16 protein-coding genes and 1 rRNA gene are annotated in these 19,886 nt (G+C 54.3%); 4 read left to right on the top strand and 13 right to left on the bottom strand.

Going from position 1 to position 19,886, the window contains the following annotated elements:
- Positions 1-39: 39 nt before the first annotated feature.
- Both rrf and ACXIZX_RS14340 read left to right on the top strand, forming a co-directional pair.
- Positions 40-155 (top strand): 5S ribosomal RNA (gene rrf, locus ACXIZX_RS14345).
- Between the two features lie 233 nt (positions 156-388).
- On the top strand, positions 389-1,693 hold the full coding sequence (locus tag ACXIZX_RS14340; RefSeq protein WP_479404407.1) for an MFS family transporter: 1,305 nt from the start codon (positions 389-391) through the stop codon (positions 1,691-1,693).
- Here ACXIZX_RS14340 and ACXIZX_RS14335 read toward each other — a convergent pair whose 3' ends face one another.
- The 6 genes from ACXIZX_RS14335 to trxC all read right to left on the bottom strand — a co-directional run bounded on the left by ACXIZX_RS14335 (position 1,694) and on the right by trxC (position 8,248).
- Positions 1,694-2,014, bottom strand: a complete 321-nt coding sequence (locus ACXIZX_RS14335) for a YfiM family lipoprotein (protein WP_479404406.1) — start codon at positions 2,012-2,014, stop codon at positions 1,694-1,696.
- Between the two features lie 3 nt (positions 2,015-2,017).
- Positions 2,018-3,373 (bottom strand): CDP-diacylglycerol--serine O-phosphatidyltransferase, encoded by a 1,356-nt coding sequence (gene pssA / locus ACXIZX_RS14330; RefSeq protein ID WP_179453247.1) that lies wholly within the window; start codon positions 3,371-3,373, stop codon positions 2,018-2,020.
- Between the two features lie 116 nt (positions 3,374-3,489).
- Positions 3,490-6,147, bottom strand: a complete 2,658-nt coding sequence (locus ACXIZX_RS14325; RefSeq protein WP_479404405.1) for a bifunctional acetate--CoA ligase family protein/GNAT family N-acetyltransferase — start codon at positions 6,145-6,147, stop codon at positions 3,490-3,492.
- A gap of 43 nt (positions 6,148-6,190) precedes the next feature.
- A complete protein-coding gene (locus ACXIZX_RS14320; protein WP_479404404.1) occupies positions 6,191-6,961 on the bottom strand; it encodes a YaeF family permuted papain-like enzyme in 771 nt (256 codons plus the stop codon).
- Between the two features lie 83 nt (positions 6,962-7,044).
- The gene (locus ACXIZX_RS14315) at positions 7,045-7,737 is read right to left on the bottom strand and encodes a tRNA-uridine aminocarboxypropyltransferase (RefSeq protein WP_479404403.1); all 693 of its coding nucleotides are present in this window, start codon (positions 7,735-7,737) and stop codon (positions 7,045-7,047) included.
- 91 nt (positions 7,738-7,828) lie between these two features.
- Positions 7,829-8,248 (bottom strand): thioredoxin TrxC, encoded by a 420-nt coding sequence (trxC, locus tag ACXIZX_RS14310; RefSeq protein WP_008101648.1) that lies wholly within the window; start codon positions 8,246-8,248, stop codon positions 7,829-7,831.
- A gap of 156 nt (positions 8,249-8,404) precedes the next feature.
- Here trxC and ACXIZX_RS14305 point away from each other — a divergent pair, with 156 nt between their 5' ends.
- Together ACXIZX_RS14305 and ACXIZX_RS14300 are read left to right on the top strand one after the other, a co-directional pair.
- A complete protein-coding gene (locus ACXIZX_RS14305) occupies positions 8,405-9,517 on the top strand; it encodes a tRNA/rRNA methyltransferase (RefSeq protein WP_179453246.1) in 1,113 nt (370 codons plus the stop codon).
- A 100-nt stretch (positions 9,518-9,617) separates the two neighbouring features.
- Entirely contained in the window at positions 9,618-10,946 is a 1,329-nt protein-coding gene (locus ACXIZX_RS14300) for an IS4 family transposase (RefSeq protein WP_479404402.1), read from the top strand.
- Between the two features lie 43 nt (positions 10,947-10,989).
- Here the strand turns inward: ACXIZX_RS14300 and emrB are convergent, their stop codons facing one another.
- The 7 genes from emrB to nrdF form a co-directional block, all read right to left on the bottom strand.
- Entirely contained in the window at positions 10,990-12,525 is a 1,536-nt protein-coding gene (emrB, locus tag ACXIZX_RS14295; protein WP_061723537.1) for a multidrug efflux MFS transporter permease subunit EmrB, read from the bottom strand.
- A gap of 17 nt (positions 12,526-12,542) precedes the next feature.
- Entirely contained in the window at positions 12,543-13,715 is a 1,173-nt protein-coding gene (gene emrA, locus ACXIZX_RS14290; protein WP_008101640.1) for a multidrug efflux MFS transporter periplasmic adaptor subunit EmrA, read from the bottom strand.
- Positions 13,716-13,863: 148 nt separating this feature from the next.
- Entirely contained in the window at positions 13,864-14,394 is a 531-nt protein-coding gene (gene mprA / locus ACXIZX_RS14285; RefSeq protein WP_008101638.1) for a transcriptional repressor MprA, read from the bottom strand.
- A 707-nt stretch (positions 14,395-15,101) separates the two neighbouring features.
- The gene (gene proX / locus ACXIZX_RS14280) at positions 15,102-16,097 is read right to left on the bottom strand and encodes a glycine betaine/L-proline ABC transporter substrate-binding protein ProX (protein ID WP_479404401.1); all 996 of its coding nucleotides are present in this window, start codon (positions 16,095-16,097) and stop codon (positions 15,102-15,104) included.
- 63 nt (positions 16,098-16,160) lie between these two features.
- Positions 16,161-17,333, bottom strand: a complete 1,173-nt coding sequence (proW, locus tag ACXIZX_RS14275) for a glycine betaine/L-proline ABC transporter permease ProW (RefSeq protein ID WP_179449810.1) — start codon at positions 17,331-17,333, stop codon at positions 16,161-16,163.
- 2 nt (positions 17,334-17,335) lie between these two features.
- A complete protein-coding gene (gene proV, locus ACXIZX_RS14270) occupies positions 17,336-18,526 on the bottom strand; it encodes a glycine betaine/L-proline ABC transporter ATP-binding protein ProV (protein WP_008101632.1) in 1,191 nt (396 codons plus the stop codon).
- A gap of 399 nt (positions 18,527-18,925) precedes the next feature.
- Positions 18,926-19,885: a class 1b ribonucleoside-diphosphate reductase subunit beta gene (gene nrdF / locus ACXIZX_RS14265; protein WP_036647504.1), complete on the bottom strand. Its 960-nt coding sequence runs from the start codon at positions 19,883-19,885 to the stop codon at positions 18,926-18,928.
- Position 19,886: the final 1 nt, after the last annotated feature.

Below are 19,886 nucleotides of genomic sequence, written 5' to 3'. Positions count from 1 at the left end.
GCGGAAGCGGATGTTATTCGTTTTTGCACAAAGAATTTGCCTGGCGGCTTTAGCGCGGTGGTCCCACCTGACCCCATGCCGAACTCAGAAGTGAAACGCCGTAGCGCCGATGGTAGTGTGGGGTCTCCCCATGCGAGAGTAGGGAACTGCCAGGCATCAAACAAGTGAAGAAGCCCCGAACGAGAGTTCGGGGCTTTTTTACGTCTTTATATAGCTGTTTAAAGTCAGTAGTTAACTGAATCTGCATGAAAATCAGCAAAAAATTGCACTAAAAACTCCCTGTTAGTCACATTTTGTAATCCAGGAATCGAGACTACTCCCGCAACCAGTTAATAGATGCTTTACTGAATCCTTTGGCGTTAATTCTTCGCAAGGAAAAGAGGTAAGCATGACTGACTCACAACAACAAAAAGTGGCACTATCTGAAACGGCAGCCGACAGTAAAAAACGCATCTGGGCGATTGTTGGCGCTTCTTCCGGCAATTTAGTCGAATGGTTTGATTTCTACGTCTACTCCTTCTTCTCCCTCTATTTTGCCCACGTCTTCTTCCCAAGCGGTGATACCACCACCCAATTGCTGCAAACTGCCGGCGTCTTCGCTGCTGGTTTTCTAATGCGTCCGATAGGTGGATGGCTATTTGGCTACATCGCTGATCGTCATGGCCGCAAAGCTTCAATGCTGATCTCAGTGTGCATGATGTGTCTGGGATCATTAGTGATCGCTTGTCTACCTGGCTACGGCGAAATAGGCCTGGCCGCACCCGTAATTCTATTGCTGGCGCGTATGTTTCAGGGATTATCGGTTGGTGGGGAATACGGTACCAGTGCCACTTATATGAGCGAAGTAGCACTGGAAGGACGAAAAGGATTTTATGCCTCGTTCCAGTATGTGACGCTCATTGGCGGCCAACTATTGGCGGTGCTGACCGTCGTCGTCTTGCAGCAAATTCTTAGCGATGAAGAACTCCGCAGTTGGGGCTGGCGTATCCCATTCTTCCTCGGGGCGGCGCTGGCTGTCGTGGCTTTGTGGTTGCGTCGTTCACTCAACGAAACCTCAGAGAAAAAACATCGCGAACATCGTGATGCCGGCAGTATTACGGGATTACTGCGCAACCATACTCGTGCGTTTCTAATGGTGCTGGGCTTTACCGCAGGTGGTTCGCTGAGCTTCTATACCTTCACGACCTACATGCAAAAATATCTGGTGAACACCGCCGGGATGGATGCGCGCAGTGCCAGTGGATTAATGACCGGTTGCTTATTGGTGTTCATGTTGATTCAGCCGATTGTTGGCGCACTGTCAGATAAAATCGGTCGTCGCGCCTCAATGATGATTTTCGGTGCCGGGGCAGCAATCTGCACGGTTCCGATTCTGATGCTGTTGCAAAATGTGCAGAGCAGTTGGCTGGCATTCGCTTTGATCATGTTGGCGCTGATCATCACCAGTTTCTACACCGCGATCAGTGGAATCCTGAAAGCCGAGATGTTCCCGCCAGAAGTCCGGGCGCTAGGCGTTGGGCTTTCCTATGCGGTGGCGAATGCTATTTTTGGTGGGTCGGCAGAATACGTAGCCTTGCTGCTGAAAAGGGAAGGTATTGAAACCAGCTTCTTCTGGTATGTTTCGGCAATGGGCGCTTTAGCATTCCTGGTATCGCTGATGCTGCATCGCAAAGGAAAGGGGATTGTGCTGTAGCTACTGGCTGAGATTCCACAGCGTGATACCGCTGGCGGCACCGGCGACATCCCAGCTAAGATCTTTCCAACTCCAGCCGCTCCCTGCCGAGCGGCTGTCATATAATTCTTTCCCCACACCAAAACTTAACGAAAACAGAAAGCCGAAACGCAAATTCTGCCGGTGGCTGTGATTTTGATGCTGGGAAATTTCGCTACCAGCGGCAGCCAGAACAGCGGAAGAGAAGTAGTGTTGTGCTTTATCTTTGCCGGTCCAGTTATCCTGGGCGACATGCGCACATCCACTACACAGCAAAACCACGTAGAGGATGAGCGCACGCATCGGCTAGAGCAGACGGCTAATCAAACGATCGATGCGGATACGGCGCAGGCGACGAATCAGCTTGCGCACCTTCGCTGGATAATCCGAGATACTTTCCAGCTCGCGAAAATGCTGCACCACGGAAGTATGCTCACGAATCAGCGCCAACTCTTTTTCACGCTGTTCGGCCAATTGATTCAGTGGATCGTGAATTAGCACCGCATTCTCCAGATCCAGTCGCCACGCGCGCGGATTGAGATTATTACCGGTGATCATCATCCATTCATCATCCACCCAAATGCCTTTCAGGTGATAACTGTTCTCGCCATCTTTCCACAAGCGCACCGTCAGCTGACCGTTATTGACGTAATACTGCAAACGGCTAAGGAAGCGACGCAGGTTGATCTCATAAAGATAAGGCAGCGCGCCGATAATCTTAAACGGCTGTTCTGGCGGGATGTAGAAGTCATTGGCCGTTTTGTCGCCAATGATGATCTCAACCTCTTTGCCCTGACGCAGTAAATGAATCAGGTTACGCACCAGAATAGCTGGCAGGTTGAAATAAGGCGTGCACAACGTCAGCTTGCGCTCGGCGCAAGGCATCAAATGGAAAATGGTTTTATTCAGTAGACTGCGTTTGCCCAGGCCAACCAGCGGCGTGACGGCAAGTGACTCATTATCTGCATTGCCGGTAAACTGATAGTTAAAGCTGCGCAGTTCCTGACGGAATTGACGCGTTTCGTTCTTAATTTCCGGGCTGGAAGGGCGCTCAGTTTTATCGAGGCGATTAACCGCATCGGATTCTTTGAGATTTTCGCAGATCCACGCATACATGGTATCGGTAAGCTGTGGATTGCGGATCAGCTGATAGCGGTCATAACGGTATTTATCATGCTGATGCAGATAGACATCGTTCAGGCTCGCGCCGCTGTAGAGCAGCGTATCATCAATGATAAACCCTTTTAAATGCAGCACGCCGAGCGCTTCACGGGTGTTAACCGGAATGCCGTAAACCGGAATAGCGATATCCGGATGCTGAGCCGCCATTTCGCAATACCAGTCAGCATTGGTCACGCCGCGGGCGGCGCCAATGCGACCACGCTGCGCACGATGCCAGTCAACCAGAATACAGACATCCAGCTCCGGACGTGCCTGACGCGCTGCGTACAGCGCCTGCATTATTCCCCGCCCGCCGTCATCATTTTCAAGATACAGCGCGGTAATACAGATACGCTTTTCTGCTGCGGCAATTTTCGTCAGCAGGGTTTCGCGAAACTCGGCAGGCGAGTAAAGCGTCGTCAGATCCGACACGGATTGTGACAGTTTAGGCAGCTGTGCGAGGTGTTGTTGGTGTTTATTACGTTTAAATTTAGACAACATCACAGTGCACTTCTTCTCTGTTCATTGCATGGCCTTTTGCCATCAAATCATGATCCTAACGGTAAATAATACCATCAACCGGCCTGTAGAGGAGGACTTTTACCTTTCTGTACAGGTTAGCTGATGACATCACCAAGCGGCAAATTCAGGCTGACAATGCCATCATCCAGTTGAATATTCACGCGAAAATTGAGTTTTCGCGCCAGCGTAATCATGCCGCTATTGTTTGGCATGGTGATACCGTTCAATTGTTGCAGGCCATGATCGCGCGTATAGCGAATCATCTTCTCCAACAAGCGCCTGCCCATGCCCAAGCCTTTCAGGTCAGATCGCACCAGCACCGAGAATTCAGCATCGATATTGTCGGCATCGGAGATCGCGCGCGTTACGCCAATGATCTCATCGACGCCATTGTGCTGGCGTACGGCGACAATCGCCATTTCGCGGTCATAATCGATTTGCGTCATATTCGCCAAATCTTCATGAGTAAACTCATTGATTTCACTGAAGTAACGATAGTAGAGATCTTCTTTAGTTACCTGAGCGATAAAGGCGCGCAGCTGCGGTTCATCTTCCGGCAGGATGGGGCGGAACAGGCAATATTGCCCATCTTTCAGCTGCACCTGCTCTTCAAGATGATGTGGATAAGGACGAATCGCCAGGCGCGTTTCGTTATCACCGTTGAAAGGCGCCAGCTGCAGCGTCACATCCAGCAGCGTGAATTCATCGGCCGATGCCAGCAGCGGATGAATATCCAGGCGCTGAATTTCCGGACAATCGACCACCAGGTTGGAAACCTGCACTAACAGCTGGCTCAGCCCGGTAATATCCAGCGGTCGCATCGCGCTACGGCTGCGTACTTTGCCGCTTTTCATTGCCTGAATCACCAGATAGCGCGCCAGCGTCATATTCAGCGGTGGCAAAGCCACGGCAGCTTGCTTGTCTGGCTGCCACTCCACGCCGCCTTCACCCAGCAGGATAATCGGGCCAAACAGCGGATCCTGTTCGACCACCACGCGTAACTCCTGCGCCCCGGCGCGGTTCGCCATACTCTGCACCAGCAGGCCATCGATATGCGCCTGCGGATGGGTTTCACGCACGCGATCGAAAATGGCTTCAGCCGCTTGTTCCACTTCTGCGGCGCTACGCAGATACAGCATTACGCCTTGTACCTCAGACTTATGCGGAATGTCCGGCGAACGCAGCTTGAGCGCGACCGGATAACCAATCTGATTGGCAATGCTGGCAGCAGCGACGCTGTCGCTGGCAATCCAGGTGGGCAGCGTCGCCAGGCCGTAAGCCTGCAACACCGGCTGAACTTCATGGGTATCCAGCGTGGTAATGCCTTTATCCAGCGCTTGTTGAATCAGCTGATGCGCCTGCGCACTGTTCTGCGTCAAACCGATCGGCAGCGCGGGCGTCTCACGCAGTTGCTTCTGGTTGCGGCGATATTCCACCTGATGCATGAGCGCGGTGACGGTGCCTTCCGGCGTGCGCCAGGTGGGAATGCCGGCCTGAGTGAAAGCGCGGCGCGCGGCCTGCGAGGAGTATTCGCCGCACCAGTTAGTCAGCAGCGTGACCTGCTTACCACGCGGATGTTTGGCAACCGCAGCGATAATCTGCTCGGCGGTTTCGCTGGATGGCGAAACGGCGCTTGGCGCATGAATGATCATTAGTGCATCGAGTTCATGGCTATCCAGCAGCCGTTCAATACAGGCAACATAGCGCGCGGGTGTCGCGTCATCTTTCAAATCGAGCGGATTGCCGCGCCCAACGCCTTCAGGCAGCAGTGCGGCCAGCGCCTGCAACGTTTCATCACTCAATGTCGCCAGCTTACCGTTGCGTGCATACAGTTCATCCAATGCCAGCGCTGCCGGTGCCGCGCCGTTGCTGATGATCATCAGGCGATCACCGCGCAGTGGACGCATATGGCTCAGCGACTCAACCGCCGTAAACAGCTCGTGCGTATCCTGCACGCGCAGCAAACCGGCGCGCTGAATCGCCGCATCCCAGGCAGCATCTAGCCCGCTGTGGGTGCCGAGCATCGCCTGCGCCTGATGGCTGCGACCACTTTTTATCACCAGAATCGGTTTGTTGCGTGAGGCGCTGCGCGAAGCGGAAACAAAGCGGCGCGCATCGCTGAGGTGTTCGAGGTAGAGCAGAATAGCGCTGGTTTTGCCGTCACGCGCGAGAAAATCCAGTAGATCATCTACGTCGATATCCAGGCTATCACCCAACGCGATAAACCAGGAAAAACCGAGATTACGCTGCTGCGCCCAATCGAGGATGGTGTTAGAGACCGCTGCGGATTGCGAAATAAAAGCAATGCGACCTTTAGCAATCGGCACCGGCGAGAAGCTGGCATTCAATCCTTGCCACGGCGCCAGCAAGCCTAAGCTGTTGGGCCCGAGCAGGCGAATTTGCCATTGACTCGCGCAGGCTTTCAGCTCTTCCAGCTGGCTGGACGGCGCCGAGAGAATGATGCAGGCCTTACAGCCTTTTTCACCCAGTTGCTGCAGCAGGTCGAGATTACGTTTGGCGTGGGTACAGATGATGGCGAGATCGGGTGCGAAGGGCAGGCTGGCGATATCGGGCCAGGCCAGCACGCCGCTCACTGCCTTATACTTCGGCGTTACCGGCAATACCGGACCACTAAATCCACCGGCCAGCAGATTACGCATCATAAAGTAGCCGGCGCGGCCCGGTGTGATTGATGCACCGATTACCGCGATTGATCTAGGTCGTAACAGCGCTTCCAGTCCGCGTTGGCTCATCATCCGCTCCTGCTATCAAGATTGGCATGATTGTAAACGCTTTTTACCGCGCTTGCCGATTCGCCGATCGCAGGCTGAGGATCTCTTTCAAATCCCAGCGTTTTAAATGGCCGACGTACTGCATATTTTGCTGCGTCTGCCAGGTAGAGACATCACCGTCACGTAAATGCAGTAAATCCGCCGGGCTGACCCAATTGGCTTGTCCCTGCAACAGTTCAATACCTGCGTGGCGATAGCCCGCCAATACAAATTCGGAGCAGAAAAAACGATTGGCTTGGGGGTCATCAACATCAGCCAACTGCAAGCGCGCAAGCGCGGTTAAACAGGTACTGCGCACTTCTTCATTGACGAGCGGCAGTTCACACAAGCGGCGTGACACCATAAACGGCATAAACATCACGATGCCCTTGAAGTTGTACTTTTTGCCTTGCTGTAAATCAGCAAACTCACGCAAGCGCAGCATCTGATCGCTGGTCATGCCCGGTACGCGGAGCACCAGCAGATTATTGCTTTCATCTATAGCATGATTGAGCGTGATGATTTTAACGCCACTACCTACCGCTTCCGCGACCTGTTCATCGCCAAGATAAATCGCCGCATGGCTTACGCCGGTCAGGGTAAACAGGCGAATGCCCCAGGATTGAGGTGACGTGGCAGATGAGAGCAACAGATCGCCGGGCAACAAGTCGCTGGATGAAATCAGAATAGTAGGTCGCGTGCTGGCTGATTGCAGCTGCGGCGGAAAAGTGCGATCGGGTTGTGGGGCGGTGCTGCAGCCGGTGAGCAGCAGCATGAGCAGCCAGAAGATTTTCATCGTGCATCCTTTGCAAGTAAGGCCAACTCCGTGGCGATGCGCGACTATAAATCAAATTAGCAGGTTACAAAAGAAGCAAATCCTTAAAGGACATTTTCGAGGCTATGCACCGGATGATGCGGTTTTCCCGCCAGATAAGCATGACGGAAGCGTGCGAAATAGTGCTGTAACTCGGCGGCGGCGGCAAGATCGCCCACCTGTTCCAGCAGCGCGGCAGCCACTTCGGCGGTGCAGTGCTGGCCTTCGCCGTGGGCTTCGCGCAGCGTGTAGCGCGAAGGCGCAGAAACGTTCAGCGACATCACCGGCAACGCATCCAGCCACGGACTTTTGCGGAACATCTTGCGCGCTTCAGTCCAGGTGCCGTCGAGCATAATAAACAGCGGCGGTTTGCCGGTGAGTGGCGGGCTGGTGAGCACTTCACGATCGGCATCGGCGTAAGACGCGGGGAAAACCACCAGCGGCTGATAATGCTCATTCTTCACCGCTGCCAGCAGTGCGGCATCCGGCTCGGTGCGTGACCAGCCAAACGCCTCGGTGTCCGGCAGAACATCAGCGATTAATCTTCCGGTATTACTCGGCTTCATCGGCTCGGTATCGAACATCACCAGGCAGAAGCGGCTACGCGCTTGCTGTGGCTGGATGGTGGCGCACAGACAGTTTTTCTGCGGCAGCAGGCAGCGCTGGCAACGTATGACACGATTACCGCGCGCAAGAAACGGGCGCGTGGCGCGCGCTAAACGTTGCGCACGTAAGCGCAGAACGGCATTTTCAAACATAGGTTCGCAGGCAGGATAAAAAACGCCAGTGTAATGGAATTAGCCGGGAAAGGTAATAAGGAAGGCCAGCACGCGGCTGGCCATCAGCGATTTACAACGATTCGTCGAGCCACTCGTTGAAGGGCGCTTTCGGCATTGCGCCATTCAGCATGTCGACCATCTCACCGTTCTTGAACAGCATAATCGTAGGGATGCTGCGAATGCGGAAACGCGAGCTCAGCGCAGGTTCGGCTTCGGTATTCACTTTCACGAAGCGTACCTTGCCGCGGCGCTCGTCTGCGACATCTTTAAACACCGGTGCGAAGTTAACGCATGGACCGCACCACGGCGCCCAGAAGTCGATCACCACGGGCAGATCGTCTTGCAGATATTTATCCAGCGTGGCGGCCGTCGCGTTGGCGATTTCACCGTTGAACAGCTCACCGCCGCAGCGACCGCATTTTGCTCCATCGGCAATGCGCGACTCGGGCACGCGGTTGGTTGCCTGACAGGAGGCACAAACTGTATTCATATTTACCTCAACCCGGACCTGTAAATCTGATGATTGCCGGACATTATGAAAAGGTTGAGTGCTATGCTCAATCTGGATTGCCCAATAGGTTCAATAGTTGATAGCTAAGCACCGACACATCAGGTAATCTTCGCGCTCTCAATGCTGGAGGAACAGATGAACGACGAATTTAAAGGCAAAAGCGGCAAGGTAAAAGTGATGTACGTACGTGATGAGGATGGCGGTCAAAAGCCGAATCCCCGTACCGGCAAAGGCGGCCGTCCTGCTGCGCGCCAGGAAGATAATCGTCGTTCTGGTCCTCGCAGCGGTGCACGTAATAATGAAGAAGGTGGCCGTAGCGGCGCACGCAGCTCGGCACCGCGCGGTGCGAGCAATACCGAGCGCGGACGCAGCTTTGGTCGTCGTGACGATCGTGGTGACGACAACCGCAGCTTCGGTGATTCGCCGTGGCGCACCGTTTCTCGTCCACCGGTTGCCGATGACAGCCAACTGGATGAGGCCGCGAACAAGCCGGTGATCGATCCAGAGCAGATTCGCCGTCAGCGTCAGGAAGAGACGCGCGTCTACGGTGAAAATGCCTGTCAGGCGCTGTTCCTGAGCCGTCCGGAAAGCATCGTGCGCGCCTGGTTTATTCAGAGCGTGACACCGCGTTTCCGCGAAACCCTGCGCTGGCTGGCGGCCAACCGCAAAGCCTATCACGTGGTAGAAGATGCTGAGCTGACCAAAGCCTCAGGAACTGAACATCACGGTGGCGTGTGCTTCATCATTAAAAAACGCATGGGCATGCCGGTTACTGAGTGGCTGACAAAGGCACCGACCAAAGATTGCGTGCTGGCGCTGGAAGATGTCAGCAACCCGCACAACCTTGGCGGCATTATGCGTAGCTGCGCGCACTTCGGTGTGAAAGGTTTACTGGTGAATGATGCTTCGCTGCTGGAATCGGGTGCGGCAGTACGTACCGCCGAAGGTGGCGCTGAGCACGTACAGGCAATCAGCGGCGAAAGTTTTGCCGATGGCCTGGAAGCGTTCCGTAAAGCGGGTTACACCATCGTTACCACCTCAAGCCACGAAGGCACACCGCTGGCGAAAGCCGAGCTGCCTGCCAAAATGGTGCTGGTGTTGGGTCAGGAGAGCGAAGGTCTGTCAGACAGCGCTTTCCAGCAGGGCGATCTCAGCCTGTCGATTGGTGGCACCGGCAACGTTGAAAGTCTCAACGTGTCCGTGGCGACCGGTATTCTGCTCGCCGAATGGTGGCGTCAGAACGCATAAAAAAACGGGCCGTAAGGCCTAATGCCGATCAGTTAAGGATCAGTTGAACGATCCAGTGGCTGTGTAAGAATCCGGGAACGTTTCGTTTCCGGATTTTTTTATGCAGCTCCGTCAGGCCTTTGATATTGTCTCTTGCTACGATTCTCTGCGTAACCCACTCACTACACTCGCGGATGTCCTTGAGCCCGAACTGATCGCCCGCTGCATTCAGGAGTCAGGCTCCGTTACCCTTCGCAAGCGCCGTCTTACCACCGATATGATGGTCTGGTGCTTTATCGGCATGGCGCTTGAGCGCAAAGAGCCCCTGCACGCCATCGTGAATCGCCTTGATATTCTGTTGCCGGGAAACCGGCCTTTTGTTGCGCCCAGCGCCGTGGTGCAGGCCCGGCAGCGCCTGGGAGACGATGCCGTCAGGCGTGTCTTCGAACAAAGCAGCGACCTCTGGCACGCGCAGACCACGCATCCTGACTGGTGTGGGCTGACGCTTCACGCGGTTGACGGCGTCGTCTGGCGCACGCAGGAAACGCCGGATAATGAAAAGGCTATCGCCCGCACAAAAACGGTTGCCGGTGCATCGCCCTATCCGCAGGTACGCGTGGTCTGCCTGATGGAGCTGACCAGCCATCTTATCGGCGGCGCCGTGATGGGCTGCCAGAATGAGAACGAAATGATACTGGCGGAAGGGCTTATCCCACGCGTCCCCGACAACAGCCTGACGCTGTTCGACAAGGGCTATACCTCGTTCGGCCTGCTCAGCGCCTGGCATCAGGCGGGGGAAAACCGTCACTGGATGATAGCAGCCCGCAAAGACCTGCAGTACGAAGAGGTACGCCGCCTGGGAAAAGGAGATGCGCTCATCCGTGTTAAAACGTCCCCTCAGGCGCGGAAGAAGTGGCCTCATCTGGCGGAATATGCAGTGATGAGGCTTATCAGCCGGGAAATTAAAGGAAAGACGTGGCGGTTCCTGACGTCGATGACGGATGCGATGCGCTATCCGGGGAAAGAGATAGCGGACCTGTACAGCCATCGCTGGGAGATAGAGCTGGGATATCGGGAATTCAAGCAGGGGCTGCAGGATAACCGGCTGACGCTGCGCAGCAAAAAACCGGAGATGGTGCGTCAGGAGCTGTGGGGCGTGCTGCTTGCGTATAATCTGGTGAGATATCAGATGATAAAAATGGCGTCGACGCTTAAGGGATACTGGCCTAGTCAGCTGAGCTTCAGCGAGTCTGCGGCCTGGGTAATGAAGCTGCTCTGGACGCTTGAGGGCGCGTCACCGGGGCGGATCCCGGAACTGGTGAAAAATGTGGACGCGATAGCGCAGATAGTCAAACTGCCGGGGCGACGGGAGAGGTCGTTCCCGAGAGTGGTGAAAGAGAGGCCCTGGAAGTACCCGACAGCCAAAAGAAGAAATGCCAGTCAGGCTTAACTGACTGGCATTAGGCCGTAAGGCCCGTTTTTATTTGTATCGCTTAGTGAGCGCCACCACCGCCACTGCCCGCACCAAATGGTGGACGCGCAAACCACACCAGAACCAGCAAGATCAAGAACACTCCCGCCGATGCCCAGAAGATCTCATTCGCCGAGATAATCAGACCCTGATTAGTAATTTGCTGCGCGATATACGCCGAGGCCTGCTGCTGGGTCATGCCCAGACTTTCCAGCTGGTCATACATCTGCTGTGAATTGACGTTGTACGGATTCACCGACTCCGACAGATAGCTGTGATGCATCGATTCACGGTTACTCCACATAGTGGTAGTGATCGAAGTACCAATGGAACCCGCCAGCGTACGCACGAAGTTCGACAGGCTCGATGCCGCCGCCATACGTTCTGGCGGTAAGCCTGAAAGCGTAATGGTGGTCAGTGGCATAAAGAAGCACGCTACCGCAAAGCCCTGAATAAACTGTGGCCACGCCGATGCACCAAAATCCATCCCCGGCTCAAACGTGTAGGCACGCCAGTAGAAACAGACGGCATACATGATGAAGCTGAAGGTCACCAGCTTACGCATATCCAGCTTGTGCGCGAAGCGCCCAATAATCGGCGACAGGATTACCGGCAGAATCCCCACCGGCGCCGACGCCAATCCGGCCCAGGTGGCGGTGTAGCCATATACCTCCTGTAACAGCTGCGGCAGTAACACTATCGAGCCGAAGTAGAGCATATAGGCAAGGCTTATCGACAAACAGCCGATGGTGAAGTTGCGCATCTTGAACAACGACAGATCGACTATCGGATGGTCGTCGGTGAGCTCCCACACCAGCAACACCAATAGCGCCACCACGGCGACCACCATCAGCACAATGATTTCGGTGGAGCTAAACCAGTCGAGCTCTTTACCACGATCCAGCATCACCTGCAGCGAGCCAATGCCCACCACCAGCAGCACCAAACCCACCATATCGATCGGGCGGATTTCGGTTTTGGTTTCACGTCCGCGCAGCGTTTGCAGCGTCAGCAATACCACCACCAAACCAATCGGTACGTTGATGAAGAAGATCCAGCCCCAATGATAGTTATCGCTGATCCAGCCGCCCAAAATCGGGCCGCAGATCGGCGCGACAATCACCGTCATCGCCCACAGCGAGAGCGCCACGCTGCGTTTCGCGGGCGGATAGTTGTTCAGCAGCAAACTCTGCGACAGCGGAATAAGCGGACCGGCAACCACGCCCTGAATGATACGGAAGAAGATCAGCATCTCGAGGCTTTCGGACATGCCGCACGCCCAGGACGCCAGCACAAACAGAATGGTCGCCCAGGTAAACAGCTTCACTTCACCGATGCGCTTCGCCAGCCAACCGGTAATCGGAATCGAGATGGCGTTTGCCACCCCGAAAGAGGTAATTACCCACGTGCCCTGCGAGTTCGAGGCTCCGAGGTTACCGGCGATGGTCGGAATCGCCACGTTAGCGATGGTGGAGTCGAGTACCTGCATAAACGTCGCCAGCGACAGGGCGATGGTCATCAGGACTAACGGCGCACCTTCAAGCGGTTTTTGTGCCATAACAGCCTCCCGCGGCGTTAGTCAGCGTTGGCACGAACGATGTCAGTAATCAGCTGGTTAACCGGTGCGAGATCGATTGCCAACGCATTACTTTCATACGCGGCTTGCGAACGCGCGGCACTGGCCAGCGTGGCGCCATCTTTGTTCTGCGTGTCTACTTTCACCAGCGTGGAGAGGCCGATACGCAGCGGATGTTCCGCCACTTGTTTCGGATCCAGCTCGATACGCACCGGCAGACGCTGAACCACTTTGATCCAGTTACCGGTGGCGTTCTGCGCAGGCAGCAGCGAGAAGGCGCTGCCGGTACCCATATCCAGACCTACCACTTTGCCGTGATACTCCACGTCATCGCCGTAGATATCGCTGATCACCGTGGCCGATTGGCCGATACGCACACCGGCAAGCTGCGTCTCTTTGAAGTTCGCATCGATCCACAGGTTAGTTGACGGCACCACCGCCAGCAGCGGCGTGGTGGTGGAGATTTGCGAACCCACCTGCACGCTACGACGTGAAATGAAGCCATCAATCGGGCTACGAATCTCGGTACGCTGAAGCGCCAGCCAGGCATCGCGCAATTCAGCCGCACTCTGCTGTACCGCCGGCTGGTTTTCCAGCGCGGTATTCAGAATCATCGCCTGGTTAGCGTTGTATTGCTGCACTGCCACATCCAGCTGTGCTTTGGCGGTTGCCACGGCATCACGCGAGTGTTGCAGCTCTTCGCGACCAATCAGATTAGACGCGCCCAGCGGCTCGCGGCGTTTCAGGTCAGCTTCGGCCTGTTCCAGCGCGGTTTGTTGCAGCTTGATGGTGGCTTGATACTGCTTGCCATTGATCATCAGCTGGTGGGTTTGACGCACGCTGGTGGCCAAGGCGGTCTGCGCTTTCTCAAACGCCTGCTCGGCATCGGTTTTATCCAGCGACACCAGGACGTCGCCTTTCTTCACCACGTCGGTGTTATCAAACCACACTTTGTTTACGCTGCCGGAAACCTGCGCCATCACCTGCACCTGGTTACCTGCCACATAGGCATCATCGGTTTCCTGGAAGTGACGCAGCACCAAATACCAGTAAGCCAGATACGAAACACCAATAATTACAAACACGATAGCCAGCAGGATCAGCACACCTTTGCGCTTCTTCTTTTTATTCGCTGGCTGTTGCGGGCTTTGAGCTTCCGCTGTCGCACTCATGTCGTTCTCCACGTTTTCCATTTAGTCGGGATGTGCTGATCCTTCAACACGGTTGCCCGAGTCGAAAAAGCCAGCGCTTGAGCGCTGGCCGGACAAAAGGGGATTAAAATAGCGATTTCGGAAGGTGATTGTGTCGCACTTCTTGCTATTAGCGCGACAGGGAAGCGATAACCTGATCTTCGTCCATTTTATCGAGACGGTTAAGTAACTTACGGGTAATCGATTCCAGCTGATCCTGCTCGTTAGTGGAGAGCGAAGACCACAAGTATTGCAGGCTCTGATGCTGCGGTGGCAGCAGCTGACGCAGGAACTCATTACCTTTTTCGGTCAAATGCAGATGCAGGCAGCGACGATCGTTCTCGCTTTCACGGCGTTCGATCCAGCCGCGCTTCTCCAGCTCATCGGCGATACGCGTGGCATTGGTGCGTGAAGAGCCGAGAGCAGAACTCAGTTCTGAAGGCTGAATGCTCTGATTTTCCTGCGCATCAAGGGTAATCAGCGCCATGAATAAGGTCTCGTTAATTCCCTGCGCCTTCAACATTTTGTTGCGATTATCCAGCAGTTTTCCCTGCATATGCATGCACAAGCGGGTCAGAATGATCTCCTGCAGCGGAAAATCTTTATGGCGGTTAGCACGGATGTTTAGCATCTGTTCAATGGGAGTAAACGAACTTTCCATTTTAAAAAAACCTCTTAGTTGCAACTGGTATAGTAATGATGGTGACAGATTAAGCGTAGTCACAATTTCCGCAGGTGATTGTTAGTACGATCACATTGTCAACATCTGACATTCCAGGTTGTTCCTTAACCCAGGGCATTTTGCCCTGACATCCCGCCTGATCATGCAGGCAGCCGATGTCATCAATTGATCCCGGGAAACCTTTTTACTGATAAATAATTTCGCGAGAAAAAATAACTCTGGTGAATAACTGCGCTGCTAACCATAACAAAGCCAATCATCAATGAACAGTATCGCTCAGCGGTTTGGTCTCATCTTTACGATTTCTAAACACTTTTAGCACGCAGCTTGTCCACTAAAATCAAGGTGTTGATTAACATGCTCTTAACAACGTCCGCGCGGATGCGATACCAGCAAAAATGATGGAATTCGATCGCTAAGCGGGAAGCATTCATTGCGCGAGGAGAAGAGAGATAATCATTTGTGGGTAATAGTAACCGAAAAAATTATTTCAATGGTGTGTTAATTAACAGGACGTACCAGTGCGCTATAGCGCACGCTTCGCTTATTGGGGAGAGGGAAAGATTGAGACAGTCACTTACCGTAGCGGCGCAATTTATTGCGCAAAGTGATTTTAGTGCATTTATCGCAAGAAAAACGGCGCGATAAATCGCGCCGCCACAATACCAACGCTAATGTAAATTGCGTTACTTCGCTGCCGCCAGTGCGTCCTGAATCCACTTATCGAATTCCGCCTGGTGACCTTGGATCCAGCCATCAACGTGGCCATTGATATCGGCTTCAGAAGCGTGGCCCGCATGCATCGCTGCATTCTCGGCGTTGATGTCGCCAATTGGCAGCTTCATCTCAGCAAACAGTTTTGCTGCTGCCGGATTTTTCTCGGTCCAGGCTTTGTTGGCGACAATGTGCATGGTGTTCACCGGGAAACCGTAGTTAGCACCGTTCGCCAGCTTGGTATCAACTTTGCTCTGTTCGCCTGGCATTGAAGAGAACGGCACCTGCAGCCATACCACATCTTTACCCGGCTTCAGCACATCGCTGACCCAATACGGTGTCCAGGTGTAGTAGAACACCGGTTTGCCCTGCTTAAAGCGCGTGATGGTATCGGCGATCATCGCTGAGTAGTTGCCCTGATTGTGCTCTACGGTATTGCTCAGCTTGTAGGCATCAATCTGGTGATTAATCACCGCTTCACAGCCCCAGCCTGGCGTACAGCCGGTCAAATCCGCTTTGCCATCGCCATTGGTATCAAACAGCTTGGCGATTTTTGGATCTTTTAGCTGCTCGATATTGGTGATGTGATACTGCTCGGCGGTTTTCTTATCGATCAGGTAACCCTGCGCAGCGCCACCGACATAAGTGCCTTGACGATAAAACTTGGCATCGCCGCCCGCTGCTTTATACATATCGTCGTGCAGCGGTTTCCAGTTAGTGGCAATAAAGGTGGCATCACCGGCTGCGATGGTGGTGTACGCCACGTTGTAATCAATCTCGCTTGGCTTCTCAACGGTATAGCCGAGTTTCTCCAGAGCGCGGCTCACCAGCAGCGTCTGGAAGGTCTCTTCAGATATGGTGCTTTGAGTTGGTTTAACGGTGATGCCTTTACCGGGCAGGTCGGCGGCGGACACGTGCGTCGCGGCGAACGTCGTCAGGACGGCGGCGATGAGAGCTGTCTTGCGCATAGTCATTCCTTATTTTACGTGTTACGTCGGAGACGGGCGGCCGCAGCGGACCGCCCATTGAAATCAGGCTTTTTTACTGAAGGGGCGCAGCAGCAGACCCAGCGGGCCAGTGCTGTACCAGTGGCGGCTGCCACGGCTGCGGCTGTCGCGGCCCATCGACTGCGTCAAACGATCGAGGATGATGGCGAGAATCACGATACCCACGCCGCCGACGGTGGCGAGGCCCATATCCAGTCGACCAATGCCGCGCAGCACCATCTGACCGAGACCGCCAACCGCGATCATCGAGGCGATGACCACCATCGACAGCGCCAGCATCAGCGTCTGATTGACACCGGCCATGATGGTCGGCATCGCCAGCGGCAGCTGCACTTTGAACAGCATCTGACGCGGACTGGCACCGAAGGATTCACTCGCTTCAATCAGATCGGCTGGCACCTGCTTAATGCCAAGAATGGTGAGGCGCACAATCGGTGGCAGCGCAAAGATAATGGTCACCACCACGCCCGGCACGTTGCCGATACCAAACAGCATCACGATCGGCACCAGATAAACGAAGGCGGGCGTGGTCTGCATCGCATCCAGTAGCGGACGGATAATGCGCGCGGCACGTTCGCTGCGCGCCAGCCAGATGCCGAGCGGCAAGCCGATAATGATGCAGAACAGCAGGGCGGTCAGCACCAGCGCCAGCGTTACCATCGCCTGCGACCAGGCACCAATTGCGCCGATGGCAATCAGCGAGACCAGCGTGGCAATACCCATCGCTGGGCTGGCAATCTGCCAGGCGATCAGCGCAAACACCACAATCGCTACCGGCGCGGGCATGCCGAGCAATAACTGCTGGAACGCGCTGAGGATGTAATCCACCGGCACGCGAATACCCTGAAACACCGGACGGAAATGGCTGACCACCCAATCGATGCCTTCGGTTACCCAGCTATCAAGGGGAATCCAGGTTTTATGGAACGGATCCATGATGTTGAAGTGCTCGGGAGCGGGGGCGGGCGCGCTGCTCAGCCAGTCGCTGCTGCTGGCAGCATTGCTGGCGGCATCGTGGCCACCGCTGCTGGCGGCGGAGGGATCGCCCCATGCATCGGCACTGTTATTATCCGCTGGCGCGGCACCGCCGCTCGCCCAGGGATCGCTGCTGCTGGCGGCGGCGCTGGTATCGGTTGTGGCAGGTTGCTGGGTGGTTTGGCTGGCGCTTTCCCACGGATTCGCTGTTTGTTCACTCATGATTAGGCTCCTTCACGGTCTAAAGCACGCAACAACATGCTTTTCGAAATGATACCGACGTACTGATTCTCCTCGCTGACCACCGGCACGGCGCAGGGCGCTTGTGCCACATGCGATAGCAGATCATTCAGGGAGGTATCGGCAGGAACCGCTAACGGCGTGTCGAGCAGCGCGCTATCCAGCCCTTCACCGGCCGCCAGCGCGGCTTTCAGTGAATCGGTGGAGACCACACCAACAAACTTCTGTTTCTCCAGCACATAGCCATACTCGCGATCTTCATCCTGCAGCAGCTTGATGGCGGATCGCGGGCCAAAACCGGCGGCTTTACGGATGAGTGAACCTGCGCTGCGACGCGCAATATCTTTGGCGCTAAACACGTGACTGATATCGACGCCGCGGAAGAAGGTGCGCACATAATCGTTGGCAGGATTATTGAGGATTTCATCCGGCGTGCCGACCTGCACCACTTCGCCGCCCTGCATAATGGCAATACGGTCGCCAATACGCATTGCTTCATCGAGGTCGTGAGAAATAAACACGATGGTACGCTGATGTTTCGCCTGCAGTTTTACCAGTTCATCCTGCATTTCGGTACGAATCAGCGGATCAAGTGCTGAGAAGGCTTCATCCATTAATAAAATATCAGGATTAATCGCCAATGCGCGGGCTAATCCAACGCGTTGACGCATGCCGCCAGAAAGTTCATCGGGATAAGAGTGAGCGTAATTATCCAGGCCAACCTGACGCAATGCTTCCAGCGCTTTTTCCTGACGTTCCGCCAAAGCGACGCCGGCTAATTCCATGCCAAAAGCAGCGTTATTTAGCACCGTCATGTGCGGCATTAATGCGAAGGATTGGAATACCATGCTGATCTTATTTCTGCGTACTTCACGCAGTTCCGATTCCGATATTTTGGCAATATCGACACCGTCTATGATTACCTGGCCGCGAGTGGGCTCGATCAGACGATTGAGAAGGCGAACCATGGTGGACTTACCTGAACCTGAAAGCCCCATGATGACGAAGATCTCGCCTTCTTCAATGGCCAGACTGGCATTTTTGACGCCAACAGAGAGACCGGTTTTTGCCAGAATACTCTCTTTGCTTTCGCCTTTATCGATCAGCTTAAATGCCTTTTCGGGATTATCCCCAAATACCTTATATAAATTCTTTACTTCGAGTTTAATTGCCATGCAGTAATTAATTTCCCGGTTAAATGTTTAACTATTTCTTGTTGTGGTCCTGATTAAATTTAAGCGCCCTATACCCTAGCATAGTGAAATTATCTGACAACCCTGGATGGCGATATTCGGTGGCGCACGCAGCGGTCAATGGCTAAAATCGCCAGTGCTCACAAGGGATGCGCGTGGATTAATTTTTTATGAAGGAGAGTGGGGTTTATCACTATTTCATGGCGAAAATGGTGTCAATGACGTGAAAAAAGATGTTGTGAGGGAAAATAGAGAAGTGCGGTTTAGGGATATTTAAATATCAATTATGACGAGGCGATGGAAATAAATGTGGAATCCAGGTCGCCATAAATGGCGACCCTACGACGTAGGGTGCGCATTAATGCGCACCGGGTTTTAATGTTAAAAGTTCCAGTCTTCGTCTTCGGTCTCTACTGCTTTGCCCATGACATAGGAAGAGCCTGAGCCGGAGAAGAAGTCGTGGTTTTCATCGGCGTTAGGCGACAGCGCGGACAAGATCGCCGGGTTCACTGCGGTCAATTCCGCCGGGAACAGCGCTTCGTAGCCGAGGTTCATCAATGCTTTATTGGCGTTGTAGTGCAGGAAGGTTTTCACCTCTTCCGCCCAGCCGACTTCGCCGTACAACGCTTCGGTATACACCACTTCGTTTTCGTACAGCGCCAGCAGCAAATCAATCGCGAACTGTTGCAACTCTTCGCGGCGGCCAGCATCAACGTTTTCCAGCGCTTTTTGGTACTTATAGCCGATGTAGTAACCGTGAACCGCTTCGTCACGAATGATCAGACGAATCAGGTCAGCGGTGTTGGTCAGCTTGCCACGGCTCGACCAATACATCGGCAGCCAGAAACCGGAATAGAACAGGAACGATTCAAGGAATACGCTGGCGATTTTCTTCTTCAGCGGATCCTCGGCGCGATAGTGCTCCAGCACAATCTTCGCTTTATTCTGCAACGCTTCATTCTCTTCACTCCAGCGATACGCCGCATCGACATCTGCGGTATTACACAGCGTGGAGAAAATCGAACTGTACGAACGCGCATGCACCGCTTCCATAAAGGAGACGTTCGACAGCACGGCTTCTTCATGCGGTGTAATCGCATCTTCCATCAGACCCGGCGCACCAATCACGTTCTGGATGGTGTCGAGCAGCGTCAAACCGGTAAACACTCGAATGGTCAGCTGCTGTTGCTGGTGGTCCAGCGACTGCCACGCTGGCAGATCGTTGGAGAGCGGCACTTTTTCCGGCAGCCAGAAGTTGCTGGTAAGTCGGTTCCACACTTCGAGGTCTTTCTCGTCCTGGATGCGGTTCCAGTTAATCGCTTGAATCTGTTTTAGTTGCATA

It is taken from the genome of Candidatus Pantoea symbiotica (assembly GCF_056491525.1).
Note: the sequence above shows the minus strand (reverse complement) of the source record. Positions and strands in the feature narration are given on the sequence as shown.